A 23,987-nucleotide genomic window follows, 5' to 3' on the forward strand; every position below is an offset into this window, starting at 1 on the left:
TGCAGCCATGACGCTTGCAACAGCTTTGAGAGGCCCTCGCAATACTTGCGCTGCCAAGCGCACGAAACGAAAAAAGGGCGGCCCCGAGGCCGCCCTTTCCTTGTCGAACCGGCAGCAGCCGGTCTCGATTATTCCTTGATGGTGACGACGATGCCGGCACCGACGGTGCGGCCGCCTTCACGGATGGCGAAGCGCAGCTTCTCTTCCATGGCGATCGGCACGATCAGCTCGACATCGACCGTGATGTTGTCGCCAGGCATCACCATCTCGGTGCCTTCCGGCAGCGACACGATGCCGGTCACGTCGGTCGTGCGGAAGTAGAACTGCGGACGGTAGTTGGTGAAGAACGGCGTGTGACGGCCACCTTCGTCCTTGGTCAGGATGTAGGCTTCGGCCACGAACTTCTTGTGCGGCTTCACCGTGCCCGGCTTGGCCAGAACCTGGCCGCGCTCGACACCTTCACGGTCGACGCCGCGCAGCAGCGCGCCGATGTTGTCGCCAGCCTGGCCCTGATCGAGCAGCTTGCGGAACATTTCCACGCCCGTGCAGGTCGTCTTGGTCGTCGGACGGATGCCGATGATTTCCAGTTCCTCGCCGACCTTGACCACGCCGCGCTCGACGCGGCCGGTCACGACCGTGCCACGGCCCGAGATCGAGAACACGTCCTCGATCGGCATCAGGAACGGCTTGTCGAGCGGACGAACCGGCGTCGGGATGTAGGCGTCGACCTGAGCCATCAGCTCGCGGATCGCGTCCTCGCCGATCGTCTTGTTCGAATCCTCGAGTGCGGCAAGCGCCGAACCCTTGACGATCGGAATGTCGTCGCCGGGGAATTCGTTCTTCGACAGCAGTTCACGAACCTCGAGCTCGACAAGTTCGAGCAGCTCGGCGTCGTCGACCTGGTCGACCTTGTTCAGGAACACCACGATCGACGGCACGCCGACCTGACGGGCAAGCAGGATGTGCTCGCGGGTCTGCGGCATCGGGCCGTCGGCGGCCGACACGACCAGGATCGCGCCGTCCATCTGCGCGGCGCCGGTGATCATGTTCTTCACATAGTCGGCGTGGCCGGGGCAGTCGACATGCGCGTAGTGGCGGTTCTCGGTCTCGTATTCGACGTGAGCCGTCGAGATCGTGATGCCGCGCGCCTTCTCTTCCGGCGCCGCGTCGATCTGGTCATAGCGCTTGTATTCGCCAAAATACTTGGTGATCGCAGCCGTCAGCGATGTCTTGCCGTGATCGACGTGACCAATCGTGCCGATGTTCACATGAGGCTTAGTGCGCTCGAATTTACCTTTTGCCATAGTCTCTTTCCTTGGACGGCCTGGACCTTCAGTTCAGTCGAATGCGGGGCGATTAGCGAGAAAGGCCAAAAAACACAAGCGTCTTTTGCCCAGGCGCCATCTCACTCGGCCAGAACCCATGATCCGATTGCGGGGATATGACACGGATATAGGGACGCGACGTTGAAAATGGAATGGGCGAAGGCCGACGGAGCAACACGGGGATTCGTGCGGCTTCTACATCCGTCACTGTCGGGTTTGTCGGCGGTCCATGGCCCATTGCGGCAGCGATCCGCGTCTGATTTCCTGCGCAGATGCATTTCATCCCGACTGCCATTCGCGGCCCGCTGTTCATGATCGTCTCGACCGGGTCGTATCTGGTCAACGACACGATGATGAAGCTCGCCACTGCCGGCTTGCCGTCCTACGAAGTGCTCTTCCTGCGTGGTGCCGCGGCAACGCTGTGGGGCTTTCCGCTGTTGTTTGCGCTCGGCTACGGCAAGCAAGTCCCTCTGATCTTCGACAAGCGAGTGCTGGGAAGGAACCTGCTCGAGTTGGCGGCGATCCTCTGTTACGTCGTCGCGCTCGCCAACATGCAGATCGCCGATTCCACCGCGCTGGGGCAGATCACGCCGCTCCTGATGCTGGTCGGATCCTCGATCCTGTTTGGCGAGCGTATCGGCGGCCAACGCATGGCGCTGATCGGGCTCGGCTTCATCGGCGCGCTGATGGTGGCGCAGCCGACCATGCAAGGCATTTCGGTCTACGCCTTGCTGGCGCTCGGCAACGCGACATTCGCCGCCGCCCGCGATCTGGCCGGCCGCAAGATCACCGCCGAAGTGCCAGGAATGATCGTGGCGATCTCGGCGGTCGTCGTGGTCCTGATCGGCGCCGGCACCGCGCATCTGGTTTCCGAGCGCTGGGTGGCGCCGGAGGCGCATCACCTGCTGCTGATGGCGGGAGCCGGTTTCTTCCTGATCTTCGGCCACTTCTTCATCTTCATGGCCTACCGCGTCGGGCCGACCGGAGCGGTAGCGCCGTTCTACTACTGCTTCACGGTCTGGGCCGTCATTTCCGGCCTGCTGGTGTTTGGGCAATTCCCCAATGCACTGGCGGTCTGCGGCATCCTGCTGGTCGTCTGCAGCGGGCTGACCATCGTGTCGCTGGACCAGCGCAAGCGTCGGCTGGCCGTGGTCGCCTGATCCGCGGCGGCACGCCGGCATATGGCTTCCGATGCCGTGAGCGCAGGCAGCACCGACGGCGGATTATCGCAATTCGGGATTCGGCAGAGCTGGTAGTCTGCCGACGCCTAGATGGTCCGCTTGCCCGAGAACTGATGATAGGCCCACAACACCACGACGGCACCCACGACCGCGACGATCAAGCTGTAGATGTTGAGGCCGGTGACGCCCGAAGCACCGAAGGCACTGAAGATCAGGCCGCCGACAATGGCACCGACAATGCCGAGCACGATATCCATGATCATGCCCTGACCGGTCTTGTTGACGATCTTGCTGCCGATGAAGCCGGCGATGACGCCGAGAATGATCCAGCTGATGATACCCATTTTTTTCCTCTCCATCCCCCGCCAACCCGACATTTTCATATGAATGTCAAAACCACAAGCCAGCTTGAAATTCCGCCCGATTGCGCCATTGTTGACGATGGGCAGGGCTTGGCCAGATGGAGGATCCACTATGGGACTTTTTGACAACGCCGTTCCCGGCGGCAACATCACCAAACCGCTGATGATCGCGCTCGGTGCGCTGCTGGTCGGAAAGATGCTGAGCGGCAGAAGCGCCGAACAGCCGGACCAGCCTCAAGCACCCGTGCCGGCCGATCCCACTGCCGCCGGAACCGCATCTGGTGACGGCGGCCTGCTCGGCGGACTGGGCGGCCTGCTCGACAAGCTCAAGAATGCCGGCCATGGCAATGTCGCCGACTCGTGGGTCGGCACCGGGCAGAACCAATCGATCAACCCCAATGAGCTGGGCAACGCGATCGGACCGCAAGTCATTCGCGAGATCGCCCAACGGACGGGGCTCGACGAACAGGAGCTGCTCAAGCAACTATCGGCTGCCTTGCCCGGCATCGTCGACAAGCTGACGCCGAACGGCCAGGTGCCGCAGCAGCACCAGGTCGCGTCCGCGTTCAACGGCTAGCGCGGCGCACGCCAATGCCTGAAGCGCTGCGCGCCTGCCGCGCAGTGTTTCGGCTTGCCGATGTGTAGCTGAAAATCTGGAGCGGGTAGCGGGAATCGAACCCGCACCAAGAGCTTGGAAGGCTCATGTGATACCATTTCACCATACCCGCGCACGCACGCCCTAGCTATTCGACAAGGTTGCGAAGGTCAAGAAGCTCTCGCGACCCAATCGACATTGCAGGCCAGGCCCGATGGCTGAGGCAAGTCGTAGGCATCGAATGCCTGGCAGACGAACGGCAAGTCAGACCCAGTTCGAGAGAACCGTCTCCATCTCGACCGTCTCCACCTGCTGTGCGAACCGTTGGTGATAAACGGTCAACAGCGCGTCATGCGTGGCATCGGAAGAACTGCACAGCGCGTCCGTAACGAGAACCACGCGATAGCCGAAATCGATCGCTCCGAGCACCGTAGCCAGAACGCACACGTCGGTTTCGCCGCCGGTGATGACCAGCGTGTCGATGTCGCGTTCGTTCAGAAAGGCCCTGAGGTGACCTTCGAACCAGGGCGAGTATATGTGCTTGTCGATGACGGCCGCCGGCGGGCAGTAAGCGGCCAGTGCCGGCAACAAGTCGACCATTTCGGACCCGATATTTTCGATCGCCATCGAGGCCCAGCGCTCATAATAGCGCTTCCATGTGCCAACGCCCTGCCCGGGCTTTTGCGCGGGCAGGAAGCGCGTGAAGACGGTCTCTGGCGCTCGTCTTTCGACCAGGCTCTCGATTTGAGGAAGGACACGGGTGATCCAGGGGGTCGCCCATTGCGACGGCTCGGCAAACAGCCTTTGCATATCCACGCAGACATGCATGCATCGGCGCCCCAACGGACCATATGCCAAGCCCGGCATCGACATGGAAGATAATCCTATTCCATGACATGGGGGGTGTGCCGTTTGTCCTCCATCGGGTCGACATCGATGCGCGCCTTTCGCGGATCGAAAGCGCCATGACCTGCAATGGCCCGCGCTGCAGTATCGGGCGTCTCGTATGTCCACATGAAGTCGTCGGCCGAGCTACCGACAGCATGGACCCGCCAATAGCTCGCGGTTCCCTTGAGCGGTGAGCTGCTTGTGGTGTTGGTCTTTTCGAAAAGGTCGAAATAGATGTCCTCGAAAGGGACAAAGAATGTCGGCTCCTGTCCCTCTTCCCTGAGAACTTTCGCGTGCTCCGTGGCCGCGACCACGGCGTCGGAAAATCGCACCGTCACCGTTCCGGCAAACGGTTCTATGGTCAGTTGGCGAAAGTCGTGTCCTGAAGTTGCGGCTGAAGTTTGCATCCCAATTCTCCCTGGCTATCGTTTCGATCCACCAATGGAGACGAAATGCGCGGTGATGCATCAGGTTCCAGCTTGTGCGATTGAAGCCGAATGGACCGCTGAGCAGCGATTATCAGCTGCCGAAACTGTTGAGAAAGCACATCAACAGCCGCGAAACCTCTTGTGAGGCCTCACGTGTTGGAAATGCCCGACAGCGTCCAGGACCAACCGTCTGTAGGACGCACAGTGCCCGTTTGCCGCCGCCGTCGCCGGCGGGACGCAGAAGGAGTAAAGTGCAGCCGTTCGGCTATGCCACGAACACAGGGACTGATCGACAAGACGGATCAGGTGGGTCGCACCGTGCGGTCGCGAACAGATGACGGTCCTCACCTGAGCCGCCCGGCACGCATCAGAACATAATCCTTTGCCTCAACCAGGCAAGAAACCTGTTGCCGCCAATTGTCGCGCGGACCCGAGCGGCGGCCCACCCCGCTTTCATGGTGGCGCCTACGTGACAATCGCAAACGATGTCGTGCAGTTGCCAGTCATTCAGTTCGAAGAAGCGCTTGGCCTCGCCATAAGTGTCATCCCTTAGACCCGACGCGCGCAGCACCGGGTCTTCGAAGGCAACAGCGATCGCCGACCCTTCGCCGCGTGCCATGGCGCGTACCTCCGGATGCAGATGTTCGGTCCCTCTAAACGCGCCAAGGCATCGCTCGGGATTCTGATCGAGAAGTTCGGCCCATCGCGCGATCCGCTCTTCTCGGGTCATTTCCGAATGTGGCGCCGAGGATTCAATCCTGGCGACGGCCTGCAGTTGGTCGAGTGTCTGGTGTTTCATGGTCAACTCCTGTCGTGAAGGGAGAAGCGCCCACGCCTTCAAGGAAATTATCGCGCGGCTGTGCTTCGACAAGGCGCGAAACCGGAAGAATTCGGCGCCACCGAACGCGACTGACCGGATCCTAAATGCGCTGACAGCGGTCGCTGAAAGGCGCGCATTCTATGAACCTCTGCGGGCCTCTGCTGATAGAGGGCCGGTCTCCCATAGCGACCTAGCACCCCGGCGGGCAGTCCGGAGGTTGCGTTTATCGCGTCCTACTTCTTGATAATGTTCCCGTCGCGCAGGTCGAATGCTTCGGTGCCGCGAGCCTGGCGGTAGAAATCGTCCTGCAATTCACCCCATTCGCCGAGGAAGGCACCGCAATTGCTGCAATAAATTGGCGTCGACTCCTTGGCATCGTCGGGAATGTCCATCTGGATCGTCCCGCAAGCCTTGCAATCGAGTTTGTCGTCCAATTGGCGTCCCATTTTCCAATGATCGCGCATTTGGAACCAATTGTCGATTTCGTAGGGAGGCACGATTCCAAACCAGCCGCTCCGGCGGCAAGCGGGCGACTGAAATTGCGCAGCGGCTGCCGTGGTACGGAACCATCGCCCGGCACAAGGGTTGTCCTCGACGTTTCGAAAAAAGCAGGGAATGACGATGCGGATGTTGATGATAGTTGCCGTGCTTTCCGGAGTGGTCGTCACGCAGCCCCTCCATGGGCAAGCCATCAGCCCGCAGGTTCCTCTGCTGACACCCGTTCCTCAGACGACACCCTTGGAGCCCGAGCCGGACCAGATACCGCTGCCCGAGCAAGGGGCTGCCGACCAGAATTTCACCGGTGTTGCCATTGTCGCCGTCGAGGATCTGCCCGCGGAAATCAAAGCGCAGGCGGAAGCCGTGATTACCCAGACAAGTGCGGAAGATCTGCTGCGGCTGCAGAACTCCATCGACGCATCGCCTCAGGCAACAACGGCGCTGAGGGCGAACGGGCTCAACTCTTCACAGGTCGTGGCCGCCAACATCGATGGTGATGGCACGCTGACATTGATCATCCAGACGACAACGTGATCGGCACTCGGGGTGCCGGATTGACCCGAAAAGCGCGATGCACCTTTTCGATCCGATGTTTTTCACGTTTCAGGGCTTCCGGGCCGGCAGTGGTGGAGAGGGTTGGATTCGAACCAACGTAAGCTAAGCTAACGGATTTACAGTCCGTCCCCTTTAACCACTCGGGCACCTCTCCAGTCTGCCGCCGGAGCCATTCACGCCGATCCGGACCCGAGTTGTCTTCTCCGAAATCAGCGAAGCGCCTTATGGCGGCAAGGCCAGTGGGTGTCAACCGCGCAGGAAGGGTTTTTCGATGTTGTTCGCCGGCTGCGGCGACAGGGCATATCCTTGGCGGGAGGAGACGGCTATAGAAGCCGGCCATGAGCAACAATTCCAACACCCCGAAAGACACCCACTACGCCAAGCTCCGCCGCGCCTTTCGCGACGAGAAAAGCGGCGGCGCGCCGGCGTTCAGGCCTCGCCAACCCTTACCACCGGGCGAAAACGCCGGGGATGGCCTGGTGCGCCTTTATGGCCTGCACACTGTGCGAGCCGCGCTCGACAATCCGCGCCGCCGGATCAAAAAAATGCTGGTGACACGCAATGCCGCCGAACGGCTCGAGATCGGTGATCTTGCCGCCCTGCCCTTCAAGGCGGAACTGGTCGAACCCAGGGACATCGACAAGGTCACCGGGTCGGACGCCGTGCATCAGGGCGTGCTGATAGAGGCCGAGCCGCTGAAGCCCAAGCGCCTCGACGCGCTTGGCGACACCAGGCTGGTGCTGGTGCTCGACCAGGTCACCGATCCGCACAATGTCGGCGCCATCCTGCGTTCGGCGGTCGCCTTCGGCGCCGGCGCGCTGATCACCACGGCGCGCCATAGCCCGCAAGAATCGGGCGTGCTGGCGAAATCCGCCTCCGGCGCGCTGGAGCATATCGACCAGATCGAGGTGAAGAACCTCGCCGACGCGCTCGGCCAACTGCACGAGGCCGGCTTCCAGACCATCGGGCTCGATTCGGACGGGCAGGCGGAACTCGAAACCAGCTTTGCCGGCGACAGGATAGCACTGGTACTCGGCGCCGAGGGCAAGGGCCTACGCCAGAAGACGCGCGAGACGGTGACGACACTGGCCCGCCTCGACATGCCCGGCGCCATCCGCTCGCTCAACGTGTCGAACGCCGCGGCGGTGAGCCTTTATGCGGCGCGGGCATTTCTGAAGCGCGGCTGAGCCGCGGCAAGCCGCCTGCCAAAACATCTCGAAACGAGAAACGGGTTCCAGCGACAGCGCTGGAACCCGTTCTTGTGTAGGACAAGAGCTGGCGGCCTGGGAACATTGTGCCGCCCTCTCCCGCCTATGCCGCTTTGCCCTTCACTTCAGCCGCCTCGCCGCCGACCTCGAAATTGGCCATCCGCTCCAGCGCCCTGACCAGCGCCGAGTGATCCTCCTTCGCCGCGCCATTAGCGGCGCAGGAGTTGAACAACTGCTGGGTGGTCGATGTATTGGGCAGCGACACGCCGAGCGCCTTCGCACCCTCCAGCGCCAGGTTGAGATCCTTCTGGTGCAGTTCGATGCGGAAGCCCGGCGCGAAAGTGCGCTTGACCATGCGCTCGCCATGCACTTCGAGAATGCGCGACGCTGCCAGCCCGCCCATCAGCGCTTGCCTGACCTTGGCCGGGTCTGCGCCGGCTTTCGATGCAAAAACAAGCGCTTCGGCGACGGCTTCAATGGTCAGCGCGACGACGATCTGATTGGCGACCTTGGTCGTCTGTCCGACGCCATTCGGCCCGACCAAAGTGATGTTCTTGCCCATTTTCTCGAATACGGGTTTTGCGCGCTCGAAGGTCTTTTCGTCGCCGCCGACCATGATGGTGAGGGATGCGGCCTTGGCGCCGACTTCGCCGCCCGAAACCGGCGCGTCGAGATAGTCGCAGCCGAGCTCGTTGATCTTCTTTGCGAATTCCTTGGTCTCGATCGGCGAGATCGAGCTCATGTCGATGACGAGCTTGCCTTCGGAGAGGCCAACGGCAACGCCGTTGTCGCCGAACAGAACGTCGGCCACCTGCGGTGTGTCGGGAACCATGGTGATGATGATGTCGGCCGCCTTGGCCACGGCGGCATGGCCGGTGACAGTCTTCAGCCCCTTGGCGGCAAGATCGGCTGGTGGCTTCGAGCGATGGTCACTGGCGATGACCCTATAGCCGGCATCGAGCAGGTGCCCCGCCATCGGCGCGCCCATGATGCCGAGGCCGATGAAGCCTATGGTTTCCATTGTGGTTCTCCTGAATATCTCGTTCGACTTCGTCGAAAGGCTGGCGCTGCCCCTCATCCGCCTGCCGGCACTTTCTCCCCGTATAGTGACGGGGAGAAGGGAAGCGCTCCGACGCTGGCGATCCCCTCTCCCCGTTCTTCACGGGGAGAGGGCAAGGGTGAGGGGCAGCGCCGACGTTGGTAGTTCCCGACGGCTAAGCCGCCGCGCTGCCCTGGCCGGCTAATTCCCGAAACCAGCCCAGCCCGGCGTCCGTACCCGCCTTTGGCTTGTATTCCGCACCCACCCAGCCGGAATAACCAATCCGGTCGATGTGTTCGTAGAGGAACGGAAAATTGATCTCGCCCGTCCCCGGCTCGTGACGGCCGGGATTGTCCGCAAGCTGGATATGCGCGATGCGGGGAAGGTTCGCTTCGATGGTACGGGCGAGATCCCCCTCCATGATCTGCATGTGGTAGATGTCGTATTGCAGGAACAGGTTCTTGGAGCCGATGCGGTCGATCAGCGCTAGCGCCTGGTCGGAATAATTGAGGAAGAAACCCTCGATATCGCGCGTGTTGATCGGTTCGATCAGCAACTTGATGCCGGCCTGCTCCAGTTTCTCCGCCGCGAAGGCAAGGTTTTCGGCGAAGACATTTTCAAGCGTGTCCCGTGCAATGCCCTGCGGCGCAATGCCGGCCAGGCAGTTGACCTGCTTGCAATCCAGCGCCTGCGCATAGGCGATCGCCTTGGCGATGCCCTGGCGGAACTCCGGCACGCGGTCCGGCAGCACGGCGATGCCGCGCTCGCCCTTGGCCCAGTCGCCCGCAGGCAGGTTGAACAGCACTTGGGTCAGGCCGTTCTTTTTCAGCCGGGCGGCGACCACCTCGGGCGCATGATCATAAGGGCCGATATATTCGACACCCTTGAAGCCGGCGCGGGCGGCGGCATCGAAGCGGTCGAGGAAATCGTGCTCGCCAAAGAGCATCGACAGATTGGCTGAAAAACGCGGCATTCTTTTTCTCCCTGGAGTATCGGACCCAAAAGTGGAAACCAGTTTTGGGGCAATCCGATGCTCAAACAAAATCAGTCGAGCATCACGATCGCGGTCGGCGCGTCTTCCTGACGTTCGGCAAGGTCCTCGAATTCGGTGACCTTGTCGATCTCGGTGCCCATCGAGATGTTGGTGACGCGTTCGAGAATGAATTCGAGCACGACCGGAACCTGGTGTTCCTTCATCAACCGCTCCGCTTGCTTGAAGGCGCCGGCGAATTCCTCCGGCTTGCGCACCCTGACCGCCTTGCAGCCCATCGCCTCGGCGACGGCGACATGGTCGACGCCGTAGCCGGCCTCCGGATCGTCAGTCCGGTTGATGTTCTCGAAGGCCAGGCTCACCTCATAGTCCATCGAGAAGCCGCGCTGCGCCTGGCGGATCAGGCCAAGATAGGCGTTGTTCACGACGACATGGATGTAGGGCAGCTTGTGCTGCGCGCCGACGGCCAGTTCCTCGATCATGAACTGGAAATCATAGTCGCCCGACAGCGCCACGATGGTGCGGTCGGGATCGGCGGCGCGCACGCCGAGTGCTGCCGGCAGGGTCCAGCCGAGCGGGCCGGCCTGGCCGCAATTGATCCAGTTACGCGGCTTGTAGACATGCAGGAACTGCGCGCCGGCAATCTGTGACAGGCCGATCGTGGTGACATAGGTGACGTCGCGGCCAAACGCCTTGTTCATCTCCTCGTAGACACGCTGCGGCTTCAGCGGCACCTGGTCGAAATGGGTCTTGCGTTTCATGGTCTTCTTGCGGTCCTGGCATTCCTTGGCCCAGCCCGACCAGTCGCGCAGCTTGCCCGCCGTCTTCCACTCGGTGGCGACGTCGAGCAGGATCTTCAGCGCCGCATCCGCATCCGAGACAACGCCGAGATCCGGCGCGAAGACACGGCCGATCTGCGTTGGCTCGATGTCGACATGGATGAATTTTTTTCCCCTGGTATAGACGTCCACCGAGCCGGTGTGGCGGTTGGCCCAGCGGTTGCCGATGCCGAAGACGAAGTCGGCTTCCAGCATCGTCGCATTACCGTAACGGTGCGAGGTCTGCAGTCCACACATCCCGGCCATCAGCCGGTGGTCGTCGGGGATGGCGCCCCAGCCCATCAGCGTCGGGATGACCGGAACGCCCGCAATCTCGGCAAATTCGATCAACAGGTCGGACGCGTCGGCATTGATGATGCCGCCGCCGGCGACGATCAGCGGCTTCTCAGCCCCATTGAGCATCGCCAGCGCCTTTTCAGCCTGGGCGCGGGTCATCGCCGGCTTGAACGGCGCCAGCGGCTCATAGGCATCGATGTCGAACTCGATCTCGGCCAGCTGGACGTCGACCGGCAGGTCGATCAGCACCGGACCTGGGCGCGACGAGCGCATCAAGTGGAACGCCTTCTGCAGCGCCATCGGCACCAGATAGGGCTCCATCACCGTCACCGCCCATTTGGCGACGGGCGCAGCGATGGCGGCGATGTCGACGGCCTGGAAATCCTCCTTGTTGAGGCGCGCGCGCGGCGCCTGTCCGGTGATGCACAGGATCGGAATGGAATCGGCCGCGGCCGAATAGAGCCCGGTGATCATGTCGGTGCCGGCCGGCCCCGAAGTGCCGATACAAAGACCGATATTGCCCGCCTTGGCGCGGGTATAGCCTTCGGCCATATGCGAGGCGCCCTCGACGTGACGGGCAAGGACATGGCGGATGGTGCCCCTCGCCTTCATCGCGGAATACAGCGGATTGATCGCCGCGCCCGGCACGCCGAAGGCGCAGGAAATGCCTTCCTTTTCGAGAACGAGAACAGCGGCATCGACAGCGCGCATCCTGGCCATTTCCAGCCTCCACGAGATGATTGTTGGATGGCTAAGGATGTCACCGGGCGGGTAATTTTTCAATTTTTCCAGAATATTTTTTCATTTCTAGAAAACAGCTTCTACCAACTGATTTTGTTTCCTTTTCCCTTTTCCAGGATTTGCACCGAAAATTTCATGAAAAACTTTTTCATTGCATCTTTGGAGAAACAGCCGAAAATGCCGACCATGGAAACCAGCGAAAAACGTCAGCGCGGGCGCCCGCGCTCCTTCAACGGTCCAGCCGAAGCTTCCTCGGTGCAATCGCTCGACCGGGCCTTGCGTATCCTGGCCATTGTCGCGGAAGGCAGCGGCCTGTCGCTGAGCGAGATATCGGCGCAAAGCGGGCTCGCCGCCTCCACCGCCTACCGTATGCTGACGACACTCGAAAACCACGGCATGGTCGAGTTCGATACGTCAGACCAGCTCTGGTCGATCGGTGTCGAGACCTACCGCATGGGCGCGGCGTTCCTGCGCCGCCGCAAGCTGGTCGACCGCGCCCGCGTCGTCATGCAGGAATTGATGGAGAATACCGGCGAGACCGCCAATCTCGGCGTTGCCGAAGATGACTGCGTGGTCTTCGTCAGCCAGGTCGAGACGCATCAGGCGATCCGCGCCTTCTTCCGGCCCGGCACGCGCAGCCCCTTCCATGCCTCCGGCATCGGCAAGGCGGTGCTGGCGCATCTCGAACCGGAGCGCGTCGGAACCATCCTGCGCAAGGCGGGCCTGCAGCGCTATACGGACAAGACCCTGTCCGACATCTCCGCCCTCGCCCACGATCTGGCTGTTATCAAGCATCGCGGTTGGTCGGTCGACGACGAGGAGCGCCACCCCGGCATGCGTTGCGTCGCCGCCGCCATCTTCAACGAATATGGCGAACCGATCGGCGGGGTTTCCGTGTCGGGGCCGACGGTCCGGGTGACGCCGGAGCGGCTGGCCGAGATCGGACCGTTGGTGCGCAATGCGGCAACCGAAGTGACGCGGATGATCGGCGGCGTGCAAGCCGGCTGATCAACCCGCGCCGGGCAGCGCGCTTTTGGCCGCTATGTCGAAGAAATCGAGCAGGATCGCCATGCCGACACCGCAGGCGGTGAAGACGAGGCCGGCCATGAAGATGCGGTTGGCACGCTCATAGACCCGCCGCTGCAGGGATCTTGTGTCGAGCAGCAGCGAGAGTGCCCGCATCTGCAAGGCGATGCCGACCAGGATCGGCAAAACGGCGACAAGGTGGTAGGTCTGCCACGGGATCGGGTTGGCGGCCCAATGGGTTATGAAGCCCAACGAAAATGCCAGCAGGATGCCGACAGTGGTGACCGTGCCGTTGCGGAAAACCGTTTCGATCAGGTCTTCTTTCGGGTCCTGCTCGTCCAAGCCACCCTCCCCTCAGTTGGCACCGGGATAAGACTAGACGCTCCCAAAATCGCTGTATACCGCCGGCCGCATGGGATTTGACCCGTCTTGCCGTGGCGCCTGGATGCATGCGAAAGGGCGCGGATGAGGAAACCGGTTCAGCTTTTGCTTGTGACTTCACTTTACGGGTGCGTGGCGGCGGCACCTCGACCCGATGCCGGCGACCAACGCGTCAATCCCATTCCGATCTCGCTGGCGCTGGAGGAGATCATCACGTCCGGTGTCCGCCAACAGCTGCCGGATCCGGCCTCCGCCAAGTTCGGGACGATGCTCGCCGGCGAGCGAACGCTGAACGGCCACCGGGAGATTGTGATCTGCGGCACCGTCAGCGCCAAGGCCTCGTCGGGCGTCCATGGCGACAAGCCATTCATCGCCAAGGTCTATCCGGAAGCCGCAAGCAGCTTTGAACTGGTGGCGATAGGCGACGAGACGGAGGCAGCCCGGCTTCAAATTGGCGGCTCCTGCCGCGCGGCCGGTTTGCCGACCCTCGACACCGACACGAAGACGCACCTCTAGAAAAAGACGGTGTTCAAACGACAAAGAGGGGCTGCCTAGCAACCCCTCTTTCCTGTCGTTGGTCCACTTTCCTGTCGTCTGCCTCCCCTCAGAGCCGGCAATAGTGGCTGTAGCCATCATGGCCGATATAGGTGTCGGAATCCGGATCGTAGCTCGCGTAGCGCTCGAAGCAGCGGCGGACGTGCCAGGAACCGCCATCTTCGTCGACATAGACAGTGCGCGGCTGCTGCTGGGCAAGCAGGCTGCCCAGGACGAAACCGCCGACGCCGGCGGCGATGCCGATGCCGAGGTCGTGGTGATGCGAGTGAGCCGCCGAGGGCTGGACGGTGCCGACCAAAGCGGCGGCGGCGACGGTGGTGGCGATGAGGCCGGAAACGAGTGTGCGCTTGAACATGACGATCTCCTTGCTTCGTTGACCGAGGCGATCCATCCGCCTCTTGATCATCTGTCGCCGCGGCATTGAAAAAGGTTCGACGGGGTTTTGATTTTTTTCGAACAAGCAGGAATCCGCTGCCTGAAAAGGCGCGGCGGCCCTCGCCGGCGTTGATCATCGAGACCCGTGCGCTTCGGCACATTGCGCCAATCGCGTCATCGCCCGTGGCGGCGACAGGAAGCGCCGTATCCATGCAAAAAGGGCGGCCGAAGCCGCCCTTTCCTGCACTGGTGTCTTCAATCACGCCGCGAGACTGCGCTCAGTAGATGATGATGTGGTGGCGATGGTGATGGTGATGGTGATGGTGGCCATAGACCCACCAGTAATCCGGGTAGTCCGGGTAATCCTGGTAGTAGAGGTAGTCGTCGTAATGATGATGGCGATGCATGCCATGAGCCGACGAAGACTGAACGGTGCTGGCGAGCGCGCCGGTTGCAACGACGATGGCGAGGAGGCCGGAAACGAAACTGCGCTTGAACATGATGATCTCCTGGATCTCTGATCGAGGCGACCATTCGCCTCTGAGGATCAGTCGGCGTTGGGCAGCGAAAGGTTCGACAGGATCAGGAGATTTTTTGTGGCAGTAGGCAGTAGGCAGTGGTGAAACGGCACCATGCGCATCCGAACGATGCAACCCCTATTCCTATTCCCTATTTTCTCACCCCATGCCGGTGATATGGCGCAGCCAAAAAGCGAGCGCGATGAAGCCGATGATCGTGGTGACGCCGGTCCAGTCGACATTGGCCTTCTTCACGTCACTGATGAGCTTCACCAGCAGCATCCATGCCACGACAACGATAGGGAGAATGATGAAAAGCCGTATCATGCGACACTCCGTTCAGCGCATTTGCACCTGCCCCGTTATGTAGGAAGCGCCTTCGCGGATTTCAGCACGCAGGCTCGGAGCATCATCCACCACGGCTGAGGTCCAAAAACGGAGTTTTGTCTTTACTGGCGCAACAAATATGCTAACCGGAGCGCCGTGCCCTTGTAGCTCAGCTGGTAGAGCAGCGGTTTTGTAAACCGAAGGTCGGCGGTTCGATTCCGTCCGGGGGCACCAAAATCAGCTACTTAGTCGCATTTCCACACTCAAAAGGTGCTGGATCAGGCCGTCTTGGGTAACCTCTGGGGTACAAGTGCAATTGTGCAAAGTCGGGTGCAGCAAGGGATAAATTGGAGTTCAGGTGGCTCTGTCGCCACCCATGCTTTGCGGGTTCTCTGCCACATACGCGTCGATCGCCAACCCCATCTCTTCAATTCGAAACGCCTTGACGCAATAGCCTAAGTGTATTGTCACGTCCGTGCGTGCGACCTGAAAATTCGTAGGGACTGGCGCGGGAACTATCTTACCCTCCGCCGTCATCATTGGCCCCGAGTGGAGGACGCCGATCAGGAAGATTTGTGGCTCGGCAATTAGGGCTACGTTGCCCTGACCATCGGGCATCATGCTTTCAAAAAATGCAAAAATAGGTGAGCCGGATGAACCTCCGAAAGCAGCGATATCAATCACGAAATTAGTTTGCCCGAGGTAGTTGGCTCGATAGTGGGTGGCCAGCGTTCCACGTCGCACCACGGGAAGATTGTTTGCTTCGTCCATAATTCCATTTGGAAAGCCGACCATGAGAACGCTGGTTGCAGCGTGCAGGATCGCCTCGACGTGAGATAATGCGAAGTTGTCTTTGGTAAGTTGCAAAAGATGTGGATTTTTGCCGTCCCCTATCAAGCCTTCGATCATTGGATTGAGCGGGATCGCAGCCAAATCGACGTTTTCATCAGGGTGTTCAAAGATTGGCAACTGTCCAGGTTCGACCCGCACCTTGTTGGAAGGCCCGAAAACACGGTTTCCCTGATGATCGATGGCAGCGAAATCGAATTCGATCCACGTTTTTCCGCTCAACACGTGCTTGTTGGAGACAATCAGTGGAACATCTTTCTCATCGACCTTCAGTCGATAGAAGAATCCCGTCCCGGTGTGGACCGCTCTATTGTTTGCTCTGTCTCCTGCACGAATCCGTACGACGGTGTAAGGCAATCCTGCAAGACCATTCCGATCAGAGAGAGCCATTCTTTACCTTCCTAGCGTTCGCAGTGATGGTCGTAGTGCATAGACCAAGTTGGGACGCCACAGCTCGCAACTAGGGTGGCGCATTCATTTCCGTGGCAGCCTGTGAATTTTGCCCGCCACGGTCGCAAATATTGCAAAATCGCGCACGCTCAACCGTGCTAAAAGCTGAAAGCCCTTTTTGCCGTGGCAATTGATGAGCGCTGCGGGTTTCCCAACAGGATGATGCGAGCAGTTTTTGGACGATCCGCGCAATGTTTGCCATTCGCGCAGATCGCCTACGGCGAGGTCGATCCAAGGGGGCACTCACGCTGCCATCAACGATGGCCGTACGCTGGCCCCTGGAGTGGTCGTCCTCTCTATCAGACTACAATATGCGCCCAATAGAGAGACGCCTGTCCCCAGAGCCGTCGCCTTGCCACAGACATGTACCAAAAAGCGGTACCAGTCGTTACGCAGCTTAAGGCGTCGAGAATTCTATCTGACCTTTAACTTGGCATACGACGTTATTCGTATCATTTGTGCAGCGGACCAAGGCAAGGTTCGCGAAAGGCAGCTGCGTCATAGGCTTAAAACCAGTGTCGGAGGTCAGCGAGTTTTCGCAGTAGTTGTTAGTCGCATCGTTTACGATTGGATTTCCCGAGGGATATTCAACCTGGGTCGTAATGCGACAACCCAATTCTTTTTTCGCACCTGTAATAAAAATCGTTCCGGTAACTTTTATCTCAACCGGCCGATCCTTAGGCATTTCAGAGCAAGCGGCCGAAAATAGGTTTCGGGGCATTGCATCAGTAGGTCCAGCTCCCTCCGTGTAAAATGGAACAACGCACTTTACACATTGCCCATCTTTAACCTCAGCGCAACCGCGAATAAAATCCTTTACAACAGGCAAGAATTGCATTCCGCTGGTACTACCGCAGCTAACCCCCTTTTGGTCTGTCGTAATCACTATACGTCCTCCATCGTGTGTCACCCGATGAAATGATACTATTGATGGATTTGCAGATTCTATGTCCATTCCGACATAGTTACGTAGTGGCTTTATTACCTTGTCGTCATAATCTATCGATTTTACTTTCACAATTGTTCTTCCGCTCGCCGCGTTTGGTATGTATAATATATTTACCTCAAGTCTCTCAGGATCTGATGTCTGAGACACAGAGCAATAAAGTCCAGGATGACCGTGGTCATTACAATTTGACCACGCTGAAACGACACTAGAATTTGCTTCAACAACCTTTTCAAAAAATTTATGGCTTTCCGCTTTATGCTCGGAAAGGTAAGTTGCGAGTGATTTGCTATAACTTTCATTATGAGTCTCGCCCTTCTCCCAAGCGCTTGAAAAATCGACTGGTATATCGTCGACCAAAAATGTCAAACCTGCGTTGGCGCTCTGTTTCGCAACAGATTCTTTCGTAGCCATTTCATTTGAATTTAACCAGTTAATGTAGTCAGACTCAAATCTATCATCATGCATTGTTGTGCGATTGCTTATAAGGCCAGATAATATCGCGTTGCAATCACTTTGCGCTAAGGCGGCCCCCGTCAATGCAAACAGGCACGACAAGACATAGAAAAGCAGACGCATGCAATCCTCCCCTCTTTGCTGCAGGATACACAAACATATTGATCGCTCTATTGCTATACACGAAAGTGCGATAAGGGGTGCGAGGTAGGCCGCTACGGGCCTTCGGAATTAGGCCCGTCCGGGTTCTGAGGGGATGGCGTGGCGCTTCCTCCCCCCAGAATAGGCAAGTTTACCTCACGATTCCCCTAACAACGACCGTTTGCAATGATGGCATCGTTGATTATTGAATTCATTGCGGATTAGTTGTCGGCCTACTGAGCTAGCGCCTGTTTGATACTGCAGAATGCGTGCATTTGCAGGCGACCCTTCTATCTGGTGTTTGTGTGAGGATACCCTTGGCGCCGGACTTCCACGAACACCGTCTTGCGTGCGCGGTTGCCCTGCGTAATGTTCAGCCGGGGTAATGGATTTCACAGGGGCTGGGGACATGGCGAACGCCGACATTACACAGATCGACGCGGCAGGTCTCAACCGGGTCCGGGACTTGGCCCTGGTCATCTGGCCAGCGCACTATGCGCCGCTGATTGGCGCCGAGCTGATCCCGCCAATGGTAGCGGACATGTATTCGCTTGACACGCTTGGTGCGGACATCCGCGATCGAGGCCACCTGTACTGGATCGCCTCGGTTGACGGGAAAGACGTTGGCTATGCGTCGGCCTACTTGAAAGACGGACGCCTGTGGATCAAGAAACTCTATCTGCTGCGGTCCGTTCGGGGCATGGGGCTCGGAAAGCGGTTTATCGCGGCGATCAGGAACCATTACGGGAGGCAGCACCCGCAGGCCCTTTACGTAAGCGAACGCAATGAGACAGCTATCGTATTCTACAAGTCGCAAGGCTTTGCAATTGAGAGTTTGGAACCCGTGCAAATGGGCCCGTATCATTTCGAGGACTATGTGATGGTCAGGGCTGGGCAAGATGCCGCCCCTTGACCCTGCAAACGTGCCTTTCAGGCCGTGATCGGTGAGCGTCGCATGCTGCTCGGTGCGAGTGCAATTCCCTATGAAGCACTCGCTGGCTGGGCAGATACGTTCGTCCTGGTGAACGTATTCCGCACCCTGACGGACCTGTAGACATAAGCGACCCAGATGCCTGTCCCAACAAACGAGGCTATCGGCGCCGCCAGCGCATTGCCTGCGAGCACTTGGTTCACCGCAACGCCGAGAATGGAGGCAATCCAGATCGTGTCCAGGACAAAGACGACAGGGATCGCAAGCCACTGAAGCAGAAACAATTGCGGGAAGCGATGGCTTCGCCGCAGCATCGAAACGAGCACTACCAGCTGAAGCGCCAGGAATGCCAGATTAAGAGCAACCTCGCCATACACGGCCAGGGAGCCATTCGGGAGGATCATGAGTTGCTGGTAGCCGTCGGCCGAGCTGGCGAAGTCGGCGAGTGTGCGCAGCGGTGACAATGTCTGACCGATAGCCAGCAGCATCAGCCAGCCGCCGAAGCCCACAAGAGCCTCAGGATTCTGTGACGGCTTCGCGGCTGATCGAACAGCAAAGAAAACAGGCACGCCGATCAACAGCAGCACGATCACCCAATGCCAGATGGAAAACGCCCCCATTTACCCCTCCCTTTTATGCCCCTCTAAGTTGTATCAGATTTCAAACTCAACTCAAGGGCCAAGCTTTGGGTAAGACGACGTGTGACGCCGAAGCGACGACTTCTCCTGCCTGCTCCTGACTCCCTCACACTCCAATCGCCGCCACCAATATCCTGTTCTGCCTGCGTATCGCTGCCCTCAGCTCCGGTATCCTAGCCTCTTCGCGTTTCACGAATTCGATGAACATCATGTTCATGTTGTTGAAGATCAGTTCGCCAAGCGCCGCGCCGTCGATGTCCTGCCGCACCAGGCCAATCTCCTGCAGCCGGGCGATCAGCGCGCGGATCTGTTCGGTGAGCGAGCGGTCGAGGCCGGTGTAAGCCTGGCCGAACGGGCTGTCGGGCAATTGCGTCGAGATCGCCATTGCCTGCCGCCACATCTCCTTGCTGAGATAGTGCAGCGAGTGCTCGATATAGATGCCGATCAGCGTGTCCAGCGCATCGCCGACATTGGCCGGCGGTCGGGCGACCACGCCGCGCCCGGCATTGAGCACCTCGTTGACCTCCAGCGAGACGATGGCGCCGAGGATGTCGCCCTTGTTCTGGTAGTAATTGTAGATGGTGCCGATCGACACTTCGGCCTGCGCGGCGATCGCCTCGATCTTGGCGCCCTCATAGCCGGCCTCGCGGAAAAGTGCCGCCGCAGCCTCGATGATGCGCCTGTGACGGTCCGCCTTTTGCCGTGCCCGCAATCCGCTCATATCAGCCTCTTGCCACAAAAATCGAATTGACTCAATTTTAGAATTGGTTCAATTTTTTGCAAGAAGCCATAAAGGCAAGGGAGAACACTCGATGTCCATCAAATCCGGAAATCCGCTTTCCATCCTGAAGCGCCGGCTGCAGGCCGCGTGCGCCGCCACGGCATTGCTGCTTGCGGCCGGCAGCCTTGCCGAGGCCGCCGATCTCAACGCGCTGATCTGGTGCGATCATTCCGATCCGGCGCTGCTGCAGCCGTTCGAAGACGCCAACAACGTCAAGGTCAACGTCAAGGAATTCGAAGGCACCGGCGCCGGCCTCGCCATCGTCGAGCAGTCGCAGCCGGGCGATTGGGACGTGATGGTGATCGACAGCATCGACGTGCCGCGCGGCGTCGAAAAGGGCCTGTTCGAGCCGCTGCCGGAAGACAAGCTGCCCTTCGCCGACCTCTTCCCGCAGGTGAAGATGGACGGATCGACCGTCGTCGGCGGCAAGCGCTACGGCATCACCGAAAAATTCGGCTACAATACGATCGGCTTCAACAAGACCAAGGTCGACCCGGCCGACATGCAGTCCTTGGCGTCGCTGAGCAGTGACAAATACAAGGGCAAGGTCGCCATCTACGACTACTATCTTCCCGTGATCGGCATGGCCGCTCTCGCCATCGGCAAGAAGACGGCCGACCTCGGCGAAGCCGATCTGCCCGCCCTCAAGGCAGAGCTTCTCAAGATGAAGGCCAATGCGAAGCTGGTCGGTGAAGTCACCGCCAGCCAGACGGCGCTGGCGACCGGCGAGGTCGACATATTGGTCGGCGGCGGCGAATGGGTGACGGCTGGCCTTGCGAAGGAAAACCCGGCGCTGGACTTCTCCATTCCGAAAGAGGGTGCGGTGCTGTGGTCGCAGTCGCTCGCCATGTTCAAGGATTCCAAGAACAAGGACATGGCGCTGAAATTCATCCAGTACATCATGAGCCCGGAAGGCCAGGCGCGCCTTGCCACGTCGTCCTGCTACTGGGGCATGCCGTCCAACACCAAGGCCACACTGACCGATGACCAAAAGAAGGTCCTGCGCTTCGACGAGCAGCCTGGCTTCCTCGCCCGTGCGCAGGCCTATCCGGCGCCGAATGCCGATCTCGACAAGAAGATGCAGGATATGTGGACCGAAATGCTGCAGGCCAAGTGAGCGACCGCGGCTCATGAACTCGGCAGGAAACAGCGGCCGTGCCCCGCCCCGGGCGGGCCGTGCCCTGCACCGGACGGGCCGCGCCCTGCCCTGGGCGCTGGTCACGCCGGCACTTGGCTGGACGCTGCTGTTCTTCGTGCTCCCGTTCGTGGCCATGGGGTTTTCGAGCCTCACGTCGCATGAGAACGGCGGCTTCGCGCTTGCGAACTACAGCCAGTTCTTCAGCAATCCCTCCTACTGGCAGGCGATGGTGAACTCGCTGCAGGTCACGGCGACCGTCACCGTGGTCTCCGTGCTGCTCGCCTATCCCTTCGCCTGGATCCTGGCCGAACAGGTGCCCGGGCGCTGGCAGCGGCTGGCGCTGATGCTGGCCGTGCTGCCGTTCTGGACCTCCTATGTCGTGCGCTCCTATTCGTGGCTGCTGGTGCTGGCGCAGAACGGCGTCATCAACCGCGCGTTGACCGGTTCTGGCCTGATCAGCGAGCCGCTGCAGCTCGCCAATACGCGCTTGGCCACCGTCACCGGCTTCGTGCATTTCTTCGTCATGCTTTTGACGCTGACCATCTTCGCCAATCTGAAGCAGCTCAGCCCGAGCTACCGCAAGGCCGCCGCCGATCTCGGCGCCGGGCCGGTGCGCACCTTCCTGCATGTCATCCTGCCGCTGACCTTGCCGGGCATCATGGTGGGCGCGTTCCTCACCTTCGTGCTGTGCATCGGCGACTACATCACACCGCAAATCCTCGGCGGCAACAACGAGCTTCTGATGCCGCAGTTGGTGATGATGCAGATCGGCCGTCGCGGCGACTTTCCGCTGGCCTCGGCGCTGTCGATCATCCTGATGGCGGTCGTCACCATTGCCTACCTCGCCTGCGCCCGCTGGCTGAAGATCGAGCGGGCCTGAGCATGCACAGGATTGTCCGCATCGCTTCGTGGATTTACGCGCTTGCCGTCTATGGCTTCATCTTCCTGCCGGTCGTCGTGCTGGTGCTGTTCTCGCTGCAGTCGACCTCCTTTCCGATTCCGCCGTTCACCGGCCCGTCGCTGCGCTGGTACGAGGCTGTTCTCTCGGATACGCGGCTGACGTCGGCACTCGTCAATTCGCTGTCGGTCGCGGTGCTTTCCTCGGCCACCGCCGTCACGCTCGGCTTCCTTTCGGCCTGGGGTTTCGCGCGTTTTGTGCTGCCCGGCTCGGGTCTGCTGCGCGGGCTGATCACACTGCCGTTGACGGTGAGCTACCTCATCATCGGCATGGGGCTTTTGGTGCTGTTCAACTGGGCCGGCGTGCCGAAGTCGCTGCTTGCCGCCGGCATCGGCCATGTCGTGATCAACCTGCCGCTGTGCTTTGCCATCATCTACAGCCAGATGGGCGACCACCAGATCAACATCGAGCGCGCCGCACGCGATCTTGGCGCGCCTGAATGGAAGGTGCTGCTGCTGATCAGCGTGCCGGTGATGGCGCCGGCCATTTTCGCCGGCTTCTTCCTGTCGATGACCTTCTCCTGGGATGAGTTCGTTATCTCCTTCCTGCTCACCCGCTTCGACACCACGCTGCCGGTGGAAATCTGGAACCTGCTGCGCTCCGGCCTCAACCCCAAGACCAATGCCGTCGGGTCGCTGGTCTTTGCCGTCTCGATCGTGCTGGTGGTGTTGTTCGAACTGACCTTGCTGCGGCGGAGAAAGCCGGCATGAACGCGCCCCTGGTCAATATCCGCGACGTCTCGCACCGCTTCGGCCAGCATCCCGTGCTGAAAAACGTCTCGCTGACGATCGATTCCGGCAGCTATACGATCCTGCTCGGACCATCCGGTTCCGGCAAGACGACGCTGCTCTCCATTCTCGGCGGGTTCGTCAACCCCAGCGAAGGCAAGGTTCTCATCCGCGGCCAGGACTGTACCTACGTGCCGCCGGCCAAGCGCCCGACGACGACGGTCTTCCAGGATTATGCGCTGTTCCCGCATATGAGCGTCGGCGGCAATGTCGGCTTCGGCCTGCGCATGCAGGGTGTCGACGGCGCGACGCGGGCGGCAAAAGCACGCGAAGCCCTGGCACTGGTGGGGCTGGCCGCCGCCTTCGACAAGAAGCCGCACCATCTTTCCGGCGGCCAGCGCCAGCGCGTCGCATTGGCGCGCGCGCTGGTCATCGAGCCGGCAGTGCTCCTGCTCGATGAGCCGCTCGGCGCGCTCGACCTCAAACTGCGCCGCCAGATGCAGGATGAATTGAAGGCGATCCAGAAGCGCGTCGGCACCGCCTTCATTCACGTCACCCACGACCAGGAAGAAGCGATGGCGCTGGCCGACCATTGCGTGGTGATGAATGACGGCCGCATCGAGGACGAAGGGCCGCCCGAGCGCGTCTATGCCAGGCCGGCGACGCGCTTTTCCGCGACCTTCATGGGCGAGAGCACGATCCTTGCCGGCACGGTCGTGGAGACCGGGGACCGGACGAGCACCGTCGCGACGCCGGTCGGACCGGTGTTGCTGCCCAGTGCGTTGCCGTTGGGGTCGGCGGCCGCATTGGCCATACGGCCTGAGCACCTCGTGCTGGGCACGACTTCGGGTGGCACGAAGCTCGGCAAGGCGGACGTGAGCGACGTCGTCTTCCAGGGCAGTTTCAAGCGCATGCTTGCGACGTCCGTCGAAGAACCCTCCTTGCAGTTCATCGCCAAGCTGCCCGCTACCGCCACTGTCCGGCCGGGCGACACGGTGGCGATTTCGTGCGATACCGACCAGATCATCCTGCTGGCGGATTGA

28 protein-coding genes and 3 tRNA genes are annotated in these 23,987 nt (G+C 60.2%); 12 read left to right on the forward strand and 19 right to left on the reverse strand.

Annotated elements, in window-relative coordinates:
* Positions 1–128 precede the first annotated feature (128 nt).
* Positions 129–1,304 carry an elongation factor Tu gene (gene tuf / locus EN845_RS00495; protein ID WP_127869375.1) on the reverse strand — a complete coding sequence of 392 codons (1,176 nt, stop codon included), beginning with the start codon at positions 1,302–1,304 and terminating at the stop codon, positions 129–131.
* A 293-nt stretch (positions 1,305–1,597) separates the two neighbouring features.
* Between tuf and EN845_RS00500 the strand changes: the two genes are divergently transcribed.
* Positions 1,598–2,485: a DMT family transporter gene (locus EN845_RS00500; RefSeq protein ID WP_127869376.1), complete on the forward strand. Its 888-nt coding sequence runs from the start codon at positions 1,598–1,600 to the stop codon at positions 2,483–2,485.
* 107 nt (positions 2,486–2,592) lie between these two features.
* On the opposite strand, the gene EN845_RS00505 is transcribed toward EN845_RS00500, so the two are convergent.
* Positions 2,593–2,850, reverse strand: coding sequence for a GlsB/YeaQ/YmgE family stress response membrane protein (locus EN845_RS00505; RefSeq protein WP_127279958.1), 258 nt, complete (start codon positions 2,848–2,850; stop codon positions 2,593–2,595).
* Positions 2,851–2,980: 130 nt separating this feature from the next.
* Between EN845_RS00505 and EN845_RS00510 the strand changes: the two genes are divergently transcribed.
* Positions 2,981–3,445, forward strand: a complete 465-nt coding sequence (locus EN845_RS00510) for a YidB family protein (RefSeq protein ID WP_127869377.1) — start codon at positions 2,981–2,983, stop codon at positions 3,443–3,445.
* Between the two features lie 77 nt (positions 3,446–3,522).
* Here the strand turns inward: EN845_RS00510 and EN845_RS00515 are convergent.
* The 5 genes from EN845_RS00515 to EN845_RS35240 form a co-directional block, all read right to left on the reverse strand.
* A tRNA-Gly gene (locus tag EN845_RS00515) sits at positions 3,523–3,596 on the reverse strand.
* A gap of 131 nt (positions 3,597–3,727) precedes the next feature.
* Complete coding sequence (locus EN845_RS00520) at positions 3,728–4,336, reverse strand: isochorismatase family cysteine hydrolase (protein WP_127869378.1); 609 nt, start codon at positions 4,334–4,336, stop codon at positions 3,728–3,730.
* Between the two features lie 11 nt (positions 4,337–4,347).
* Positions 4,348–4,758 (reverse strand): DUF427 domain-containing protein, encoded by a 411-nt coding sequence (locus tag EN845_RS00525; RefSeq protein WP_127279955.1) that lies wholly within the window; start codon positions 4,756–4,758, stop codon positions 4,348–4,350.
* Positions 4,759–5,146: 388 nt separating this feature from the next.
* Positions 5,147–5,578 (reverse strand): hypothetical protein, encoded by a 432-nt coding sequence (locus tag EN845_RS00530; protein ID WP_127869715.1) that lies wholly within the window; start codon positions 5,576–5,578, stop codon positions 5,147–5,149.
* Between the two features lie 254 nt (positions 5,579–5,832).
* Positions 5,833–6,267, reverse strand: coding sequence for a hypothetical protein (locus tag EN845_RS35240; RefSeq protein WP_167531185.1), 435 nt, complete (start codon positions 6,265–6,267; stop codon positions 5,833–5,835).
* On the opposite strand from EN845_RS35240, the gene EN845_RS00540 reads away from it, so the two are divergent.
* Positions 6,245–6,631 (forward strand): hypothetical protein, encoded by a 387-nt coding sequence (locus EN845_RS00540; RefSeq protein ID WP_245511604.1) that lies wholly within the window; start codon positions 6,245–6,247, stop codon positions 6,629–6,631. The two genes, EN845_RS35240 and EN845_RS00540, sit on opposite strands and share 23 nt — an antisense overlap.
* A 90-nt stretch (positions 6,632–6,721) precedes the next feature.
* On the opposite strand, the gene EN845_RS00545 is transcribed toward EN845_RS00540, so the two are convergent.
* Positions 6,722–6,806 (reverse strand) — tRNA-Tyr (locus EN845_RS00545).
* A gap of 184 nt (positions 6,807–6,990) precedes the next feature.
* Between EN845_RS00545 and EN845_RS00550 the strand changes: the two genes are divergently transcribed.
* Positions 6,991–7,839 (forward strand): RNA methyltransferase, encoded by an 849-nt coding sequence (locus EN845_RS00550; RefSeq protein WP_127869380.1) that lies wholly within the window; start codon positions 6,991–6,993, stop codon positions 7,837–7,839.
* 124 nt (positions 7,840–7,963) lie between these two features.
* On the opposite strand, the gene EN845_RS00555 is transcribed toward EN845_RS00550, so the two are convergent.
* From EN845_RS00555 to gcl, 3 genes are all read right to left on the reverse strand, one after another.
* Positions 7,964–8,881, reverse strand: a complete 918-nt coding sequence (locus EN845_RS00555) for a 2-hydroxy-3-oxopropionate reductase (protein WP_348631091.1) — start codon at positions 8,879–8,881, stop codon at positions 7,964–7,966.
* Between the two features lie 193 nt (positions 8,882–9,074).
* The gene (gene otnI / locus EN845_RS00565; RefSeq protein WP_127869383.1) at positions 9,075–9,872 is read right to left on the reverse strand and encodes a 2-oxo-tetronate isomerase; all 798 of its coding nucleotides are present in this window, start codon (positions 9,870–9,872) and stop codon (positions 9,075–9,077) included.
* A gap of 71 nt (positions 9,873–9,943) precedes the next feature.
* Positions 9,944–11,725: a glyoxylate carboligase gene (gene gcl / locus EN845_RS00570; RefSeq protein ID WP_127869384.1), complete on the reverse strand. Its 1,782-nt coding sequence runs from the start codon at positions 11,723–11,725 to the stop codon at positions 9,944–9,946.
* A 207-nt stretch (positions 11,726–11,932) separates the two neighbouring features.
* Between gcl and bhcR the strand changes: the two genes are divergently transcribed.
* Complete coding sequence (bhcR, locus tag EN845_RS00575; protein ID WP_127869717.1) at positions 11,933–12,754, forward strand: HTH-type transcriptional regulator BhcR; 822 nt, start codon at positions 11,933–11,935, stop codon at positions 12,752–12,754.
* Here bhcR and EN845_RS00580 read toward each other — a convergent pair whose 3' ends face one another.
* The gene (locus EN845_RS00580) at positions 12,755–13,114 is read right to left on the reverse strand and encodes a hypothetical protein (protein ID WP_127279644.1); all 360 of its coding nucleotides are present in this window, start codon (positions 13,112–13,114) and stop codon (positions 12,755–12,757) included.
* Between the two features lie 123 nt (positions 13,115–13,237).
* Between EN845_RS00580 and EN845_RS00585 the strand changes: the two genes are divergently transcribed.
* On the forward strand, positions 13,238–13,669 hold the full coding sequence (locus EN845_RS00585; protein WP_127869385.1) for a hypothetical protein: 432 nt from the start codon (positions 13,238–13,240) through the stop codon (positions 13,667–13,669).
* Positions 13,670–13,757: 88 nt separating this feature from the next.
* Here EN845_RS00585 and EN845_RS00590 read toward each other — a convergent pair whose 3' ends face one another.
* The 3 genes from EN845_RS00590 to EN845_RS00600 all read right to left on the reverse strand — a co-directional run bounded on the left by EN845_RS00590 (position 13,758) and on the right by EN845_RS00600 (position 14,928).
* On the reverse strand, positions 13,758–14,063 hold the full coding sequence (locus EN845_RS00590; RefSeq protein WP_127279642.1) for a BA14K family protein: 306 nt from the start codon (positions 14,061–14,063) through the stop codon (positions 13,758–13,760).
* Between the two features lie 298 nt (positions 14,064–14,361).
* Complete coding sequence (locus EN845_RS00595; RefSeq protein WP_127279641.1) at positions 14,362–14,583, reverse strand: hypothetical protein; 222 nt, start codon at positions 14,581–14,583, stop codon at positions 14,362–14,364.
* 177 nt (positions 14,584–14,760) lie between these two features.
* Entirely contained in the window at positions 14,761–14,928 is a 168-nt protein-coding gene (locus tag EN845_RS00600; protein ID WP_127869386.1) for a hypothetical protein, read from the reverse strand.
* A 158-nt stretch (positions 14,929–15,086) separates the two neighbouring features.
* Between EN845_RS00600 and EN845_RS00605 the strand changes: the two genes are divergently transcribed.
* A tRNA-Thr gene (locus EN845_RS00605) sits at positions 15,087–15,162 on the forward strand.
* 120 nt (positions 15,163–15,282) lie between these two features.
* Here EN845_RS00605 and EN845_RS00610 read toward each other — a convergent pair.
* A complete protein-coding gene (locus EN845_RS00610; RefSeq protein WP_127869387.1) occupies positions 15,283–16,167 on the reverse strand; it encodes a serine protease in 885 nt (294 codons plus the stop codon).
* A 457-nt stretch (positions 16,168–16,624) separates the two neighbouring features.
* Complete coding sequence (locus EN845_RS00615; protein ID WP_127869388.1) at positions 16,625–17,752, reverse strand: hypothetical protein; 1,128 nt, start codon at positions 17,750–17,752, stop codon at positions 16,625–16,627.
* 427 nt (positions 17,753–18,179) lie between these two features.
* Here EN845_RS00615 and EN845_RS00620 point away from each other — a divergent pair, with 427 nt between their 5' ends.
* Positions 18,180–18,683 (forward strand): GNAT family N-acetyltransferase, encoded by a 504-nt coding sequence (locus EN845_RS00620; RefSeq protein ID WP_167531228.1) that lies wholly within the window; start codon positions 18,180–18,182, stop codon positions 18,681–18,683.
* A gap of 68 nt (positions 18,684–18,751) precedes the next feature.
* On the opposite strand, the gene EN845_RS00625 is transcribed toward EN845_RS00620, so the two are convergent.
* Positions 18,752–19,321 carry a DUF2569 family protein gene (locus EN845_RS00625; RefSeq protein WP_127869390.1) on the reverse strand — a complete coding sequence of 190 codons (570 nt, stop codon included), beginning with the start codon at positions 19,319–19,321 and terminating at the stop codon, positions 18,752–18,754.
* A gap of 124 nt (positions 19,322–19,445) precedes the next feature.
* Positions 19,446–20,060 carry a TetR/AcrR family transcriptional regulator gene (locus tag EN845_RS00630; protein ID WP_127869391.1) on the reverse strand — a complete coding sequence of 205 codons (615 nt, stop codon included), beginning with the start codon at positions 20,058–20,060 and terminating at the stop codon, positions 19,446–19,448.
* A 91-nt stretch (positions 20,061–20,151) separates the two neighbouring features.
* On the opposite strand from EN845_RS00630, the gene EN845_RS00635 reads away from it, so the two are divergent.
* From EN845_RS00635 to EN845_RS00650, 4 genes are read left to right on the forward strand one after another with little or no spacing between them, the layout of a single operon-like run.
* Positions 20,152–21,237 carry a spermidine/putrescine ABC transporter substrate-binding protein gene (locus EN845_RS00635; RefSeq protein WP_127869392.1) on the forward strand — a complete coding sequence of 362 codons (1,086 nt, stop codon included), beginning with the start codon at positions 20,152–20,154 and terminating at the stop codon, positions 21,235–21,237.
* Positions 21,238–21,250: 13 nt separating this feature from the next.
* Complete coding sequence (locus EN845_RS00640; RefSeq protein WP_127869393.1) at positions 21,251–22,138, forward strand: ABC transporter permease; 888 nt, start codon at positions 21,251–21,253, stop codon at positions 22,136–22,138.
* 2 nt (positions 22,139–22,140) lie between these two features.
* Positions 22,141–22,926, forward strand: coding sequence for an ABC transporter permease (locus tag EN845_RS00645; protein ID WP_127869394.1), 786 nt, complete (start codon positions 22,141–22,143; stop codon positions 22,924–22,926).
* Positions 22,923–23,987, forward strand: coding sequence for an ABC transporter ATP-binding protein (locus EN845_RS00650; protein ID WP_127869395.1), 1,065 nt, complete (start codon positions 22,923–22,925; stop codon positions 23,985–23,987). The genes EN845_RS00645 and EN845_RS00650 overlap by 4 nt, the downstream gene beginning before the upstream one ends.

Origin of the sequence: Mesorhizobium sp. M8A.F.Ca.ET.202.01.1.1 (assembly GCF_004791595.1) — a bacterium.
Lineage (GTDB): Bacteria > Pseudomonadota > Alphaproteobacteria > Rhizobiales > Rhizobiaceae > Mesorhizobium.

What these genes read in the sequence shown, in the direction of transcription:
- tuf (WP_127869375.1), bottom strand. Translation starts at nt 1,304, where the DNA reads ATGGCAAAAGGTAAATTCGAGCGCACTAAGCCTCATGTGAACATCGGC.
- EN845_RS00500 (WP_127869376.1), top strand. Translation starts at nt 1,598, where the DNA reads ATGCATTTCATCCCGACTGCCATTCGCGGCCCGCTGTTCATGATCGTC.
- EN845_RS00505 (WP_127279958.1), bottom strand. Translation starts at nt 2,850, where the DNA reads ATGGGTATCATCAGCTGGATCATTCTCGGCGTCATCGCCGGCTTCATC.
- EN845_RS00510 (WP_127869377.1), top strand. Translation starts at nt 2,981, where the DNA reads ATGGGACTTTTTGACAACGCCGTTCCCGGCGGCAACATCACCAAACCG.
- EN845_RS00520 (WP_127869378.1), bottom strand. Translation starts at nt 4,336, where the DNA reads ATGTCGATGCCGGGCTTGGCATATGGTCCGTTGGGGCGCCGATGCATG.
- EN845_RS00525 (WP_127279955.1), bottom strand. Translation starts at nt 4,758, where the DNA reads ATGCAAACTTCAGCCGCAACTTCAGGACACGACTTTCGCCAACTGACC.
- EN845_RS00530 (WP_127869715.1), bottom strand. Translation starts at nt 5,578, where the DNA reads ATGAAACACCAGACACTCGACCAACTGCAGGCCGTCGCCAGGATTGAA.
- EN845_RS00550 (WP_127869380.1), top strand. Translation starts at nt 6,991, where the DNA reads ATGAGCAACAATTCCAACACCCCGAAAGACACCCACTACGCCAAGCTC.
- EN845_RS00555 (WP_348631091.1), bottom strand. Translation starts at nt 8,881, where the DNA reads ATGGAAACCATAGGCTTCATCGGCCTCGGCATCATGGGCGCGCCGATG.
- otnI (WP_127869383.1), bottom strand. Translation starts at nt 9,872, where the DNA reads ATGCCGCGTTTTTCAGCCAATCTGTCGATGCTCTTTGGCGAGCACGAT.
- gcl (WP_127869384.1), bottom strand. Translation starts at nt 11,725, where the DNA reads ATGGCCAGGATGCGCGCTGTCGATGCCGCTGTTCTCGTTCTCGAAAAG.
- bhcR (WP_127869717.1), top strand. Translation starts at nt 11,933, where the DNA reads ATGGAAACCAGCGAAAAACGTCAGCGCGGGCGCCCGCGCTCCTTCAAC.
- EN845_RS00585 (WP_127869385.1), top strand. Translation starts at nt 13,238, where the DNA reads ATGAGGAAACCGGTTCAGCTTTTGCTTGTGACTTCACTTTACGGGTGC.
- EN845_RS00590 (WP_127279642.1), bottom strand. Translation starts at nt 14,063, where the DNA reads ATGTTCAAGCGCACACTCGTTTCCGGCCTCATCGCCACCACCGTCGCC.
- EN845_RS00595 (WP_127279641.1), bottom strand. Translation starts at nt 14,583, where the DNA reads ATGTTCAAGCGCAGTTTCGTTTCCGGCCTCCTCGCCATCGTCGTTGCA.
- EN845_RS00600 (WP_127869386.1), bottom strand. Translation starts at nt 14,928, where the DNA reads ATGATACGGCTTTTCATCATTCTCCCTATCGTTGTCGTGGCATGGATG.
- EN845_RS00610 (WP_127869387.1), bottom strand. Translation starts at nt 16,167, where the DNA reads ATGGCTCTCTCTGATCGGAATGGTCTTGCAGGATTGCCTTACACCGTC.
- EN845_RS00615 (WP_127869388.1), bottom strand. Translation starts at nt 17,752, where the DNA reads ATGCGTCTGCTTTTCTATGTCTTGTCGTGCCTGTTTGCATTGACGGGG.
- EN845_RS00620 (WP_167531228.1), top strand. Translation starts at nt 18,180, where the DNA reads ATGGCGAACGCCGACATTACACAGATCGACGCGGCAGGTCTCAACCGG.
- EN845_RS00625 (WP_127869390.1), bottom strand. Translation starts at nt 19,321, where the DNA reads ATGGGGGCGTTTTCCATCTGGCATTGGGTGATCGTGCTGCTGTTGATC.
- EN845_RS00630 (WP_127869391.1), bottom strand. Translation starts at nt 20,060, where the DNA reads ATGAGCGGATTGCGGGCACGGCAAAAGGCGGACCGTCACAGGCGCATC.
- EN845_RS00635 (WP_127869392.1), top strand. Translation starts at nt 20,152, where the DNA reads ATGTCCATCAAATCCGGAAATCCGCTTTCCATCCTGAAGCGCCGGCTG.
- EN845_RS00640 (WP_127869393.1), top strand. Translation starts at nt 21,251, where the DNA reads ATGAACTCGGCAGGAAACAGCGGCCGTGCCCCGCCCCGGGCGGGCCGT.
- EN845_RS00645 (WP_127869394.1), top strand. Translation starts at nt 22,141, where the DNA reads ATGCACAGGATTGTCCGCATCGCTTCGTGGATTTACGCGCTTGCCGTC.
- EN845_RS00650 (WP_127869395.1), top strand. Translation starts at nt 22,923, where the DNA reads ATGAACGCGCCCCTGGTCAATATCCGCGACGTCTCGCACCGCTTCGGC.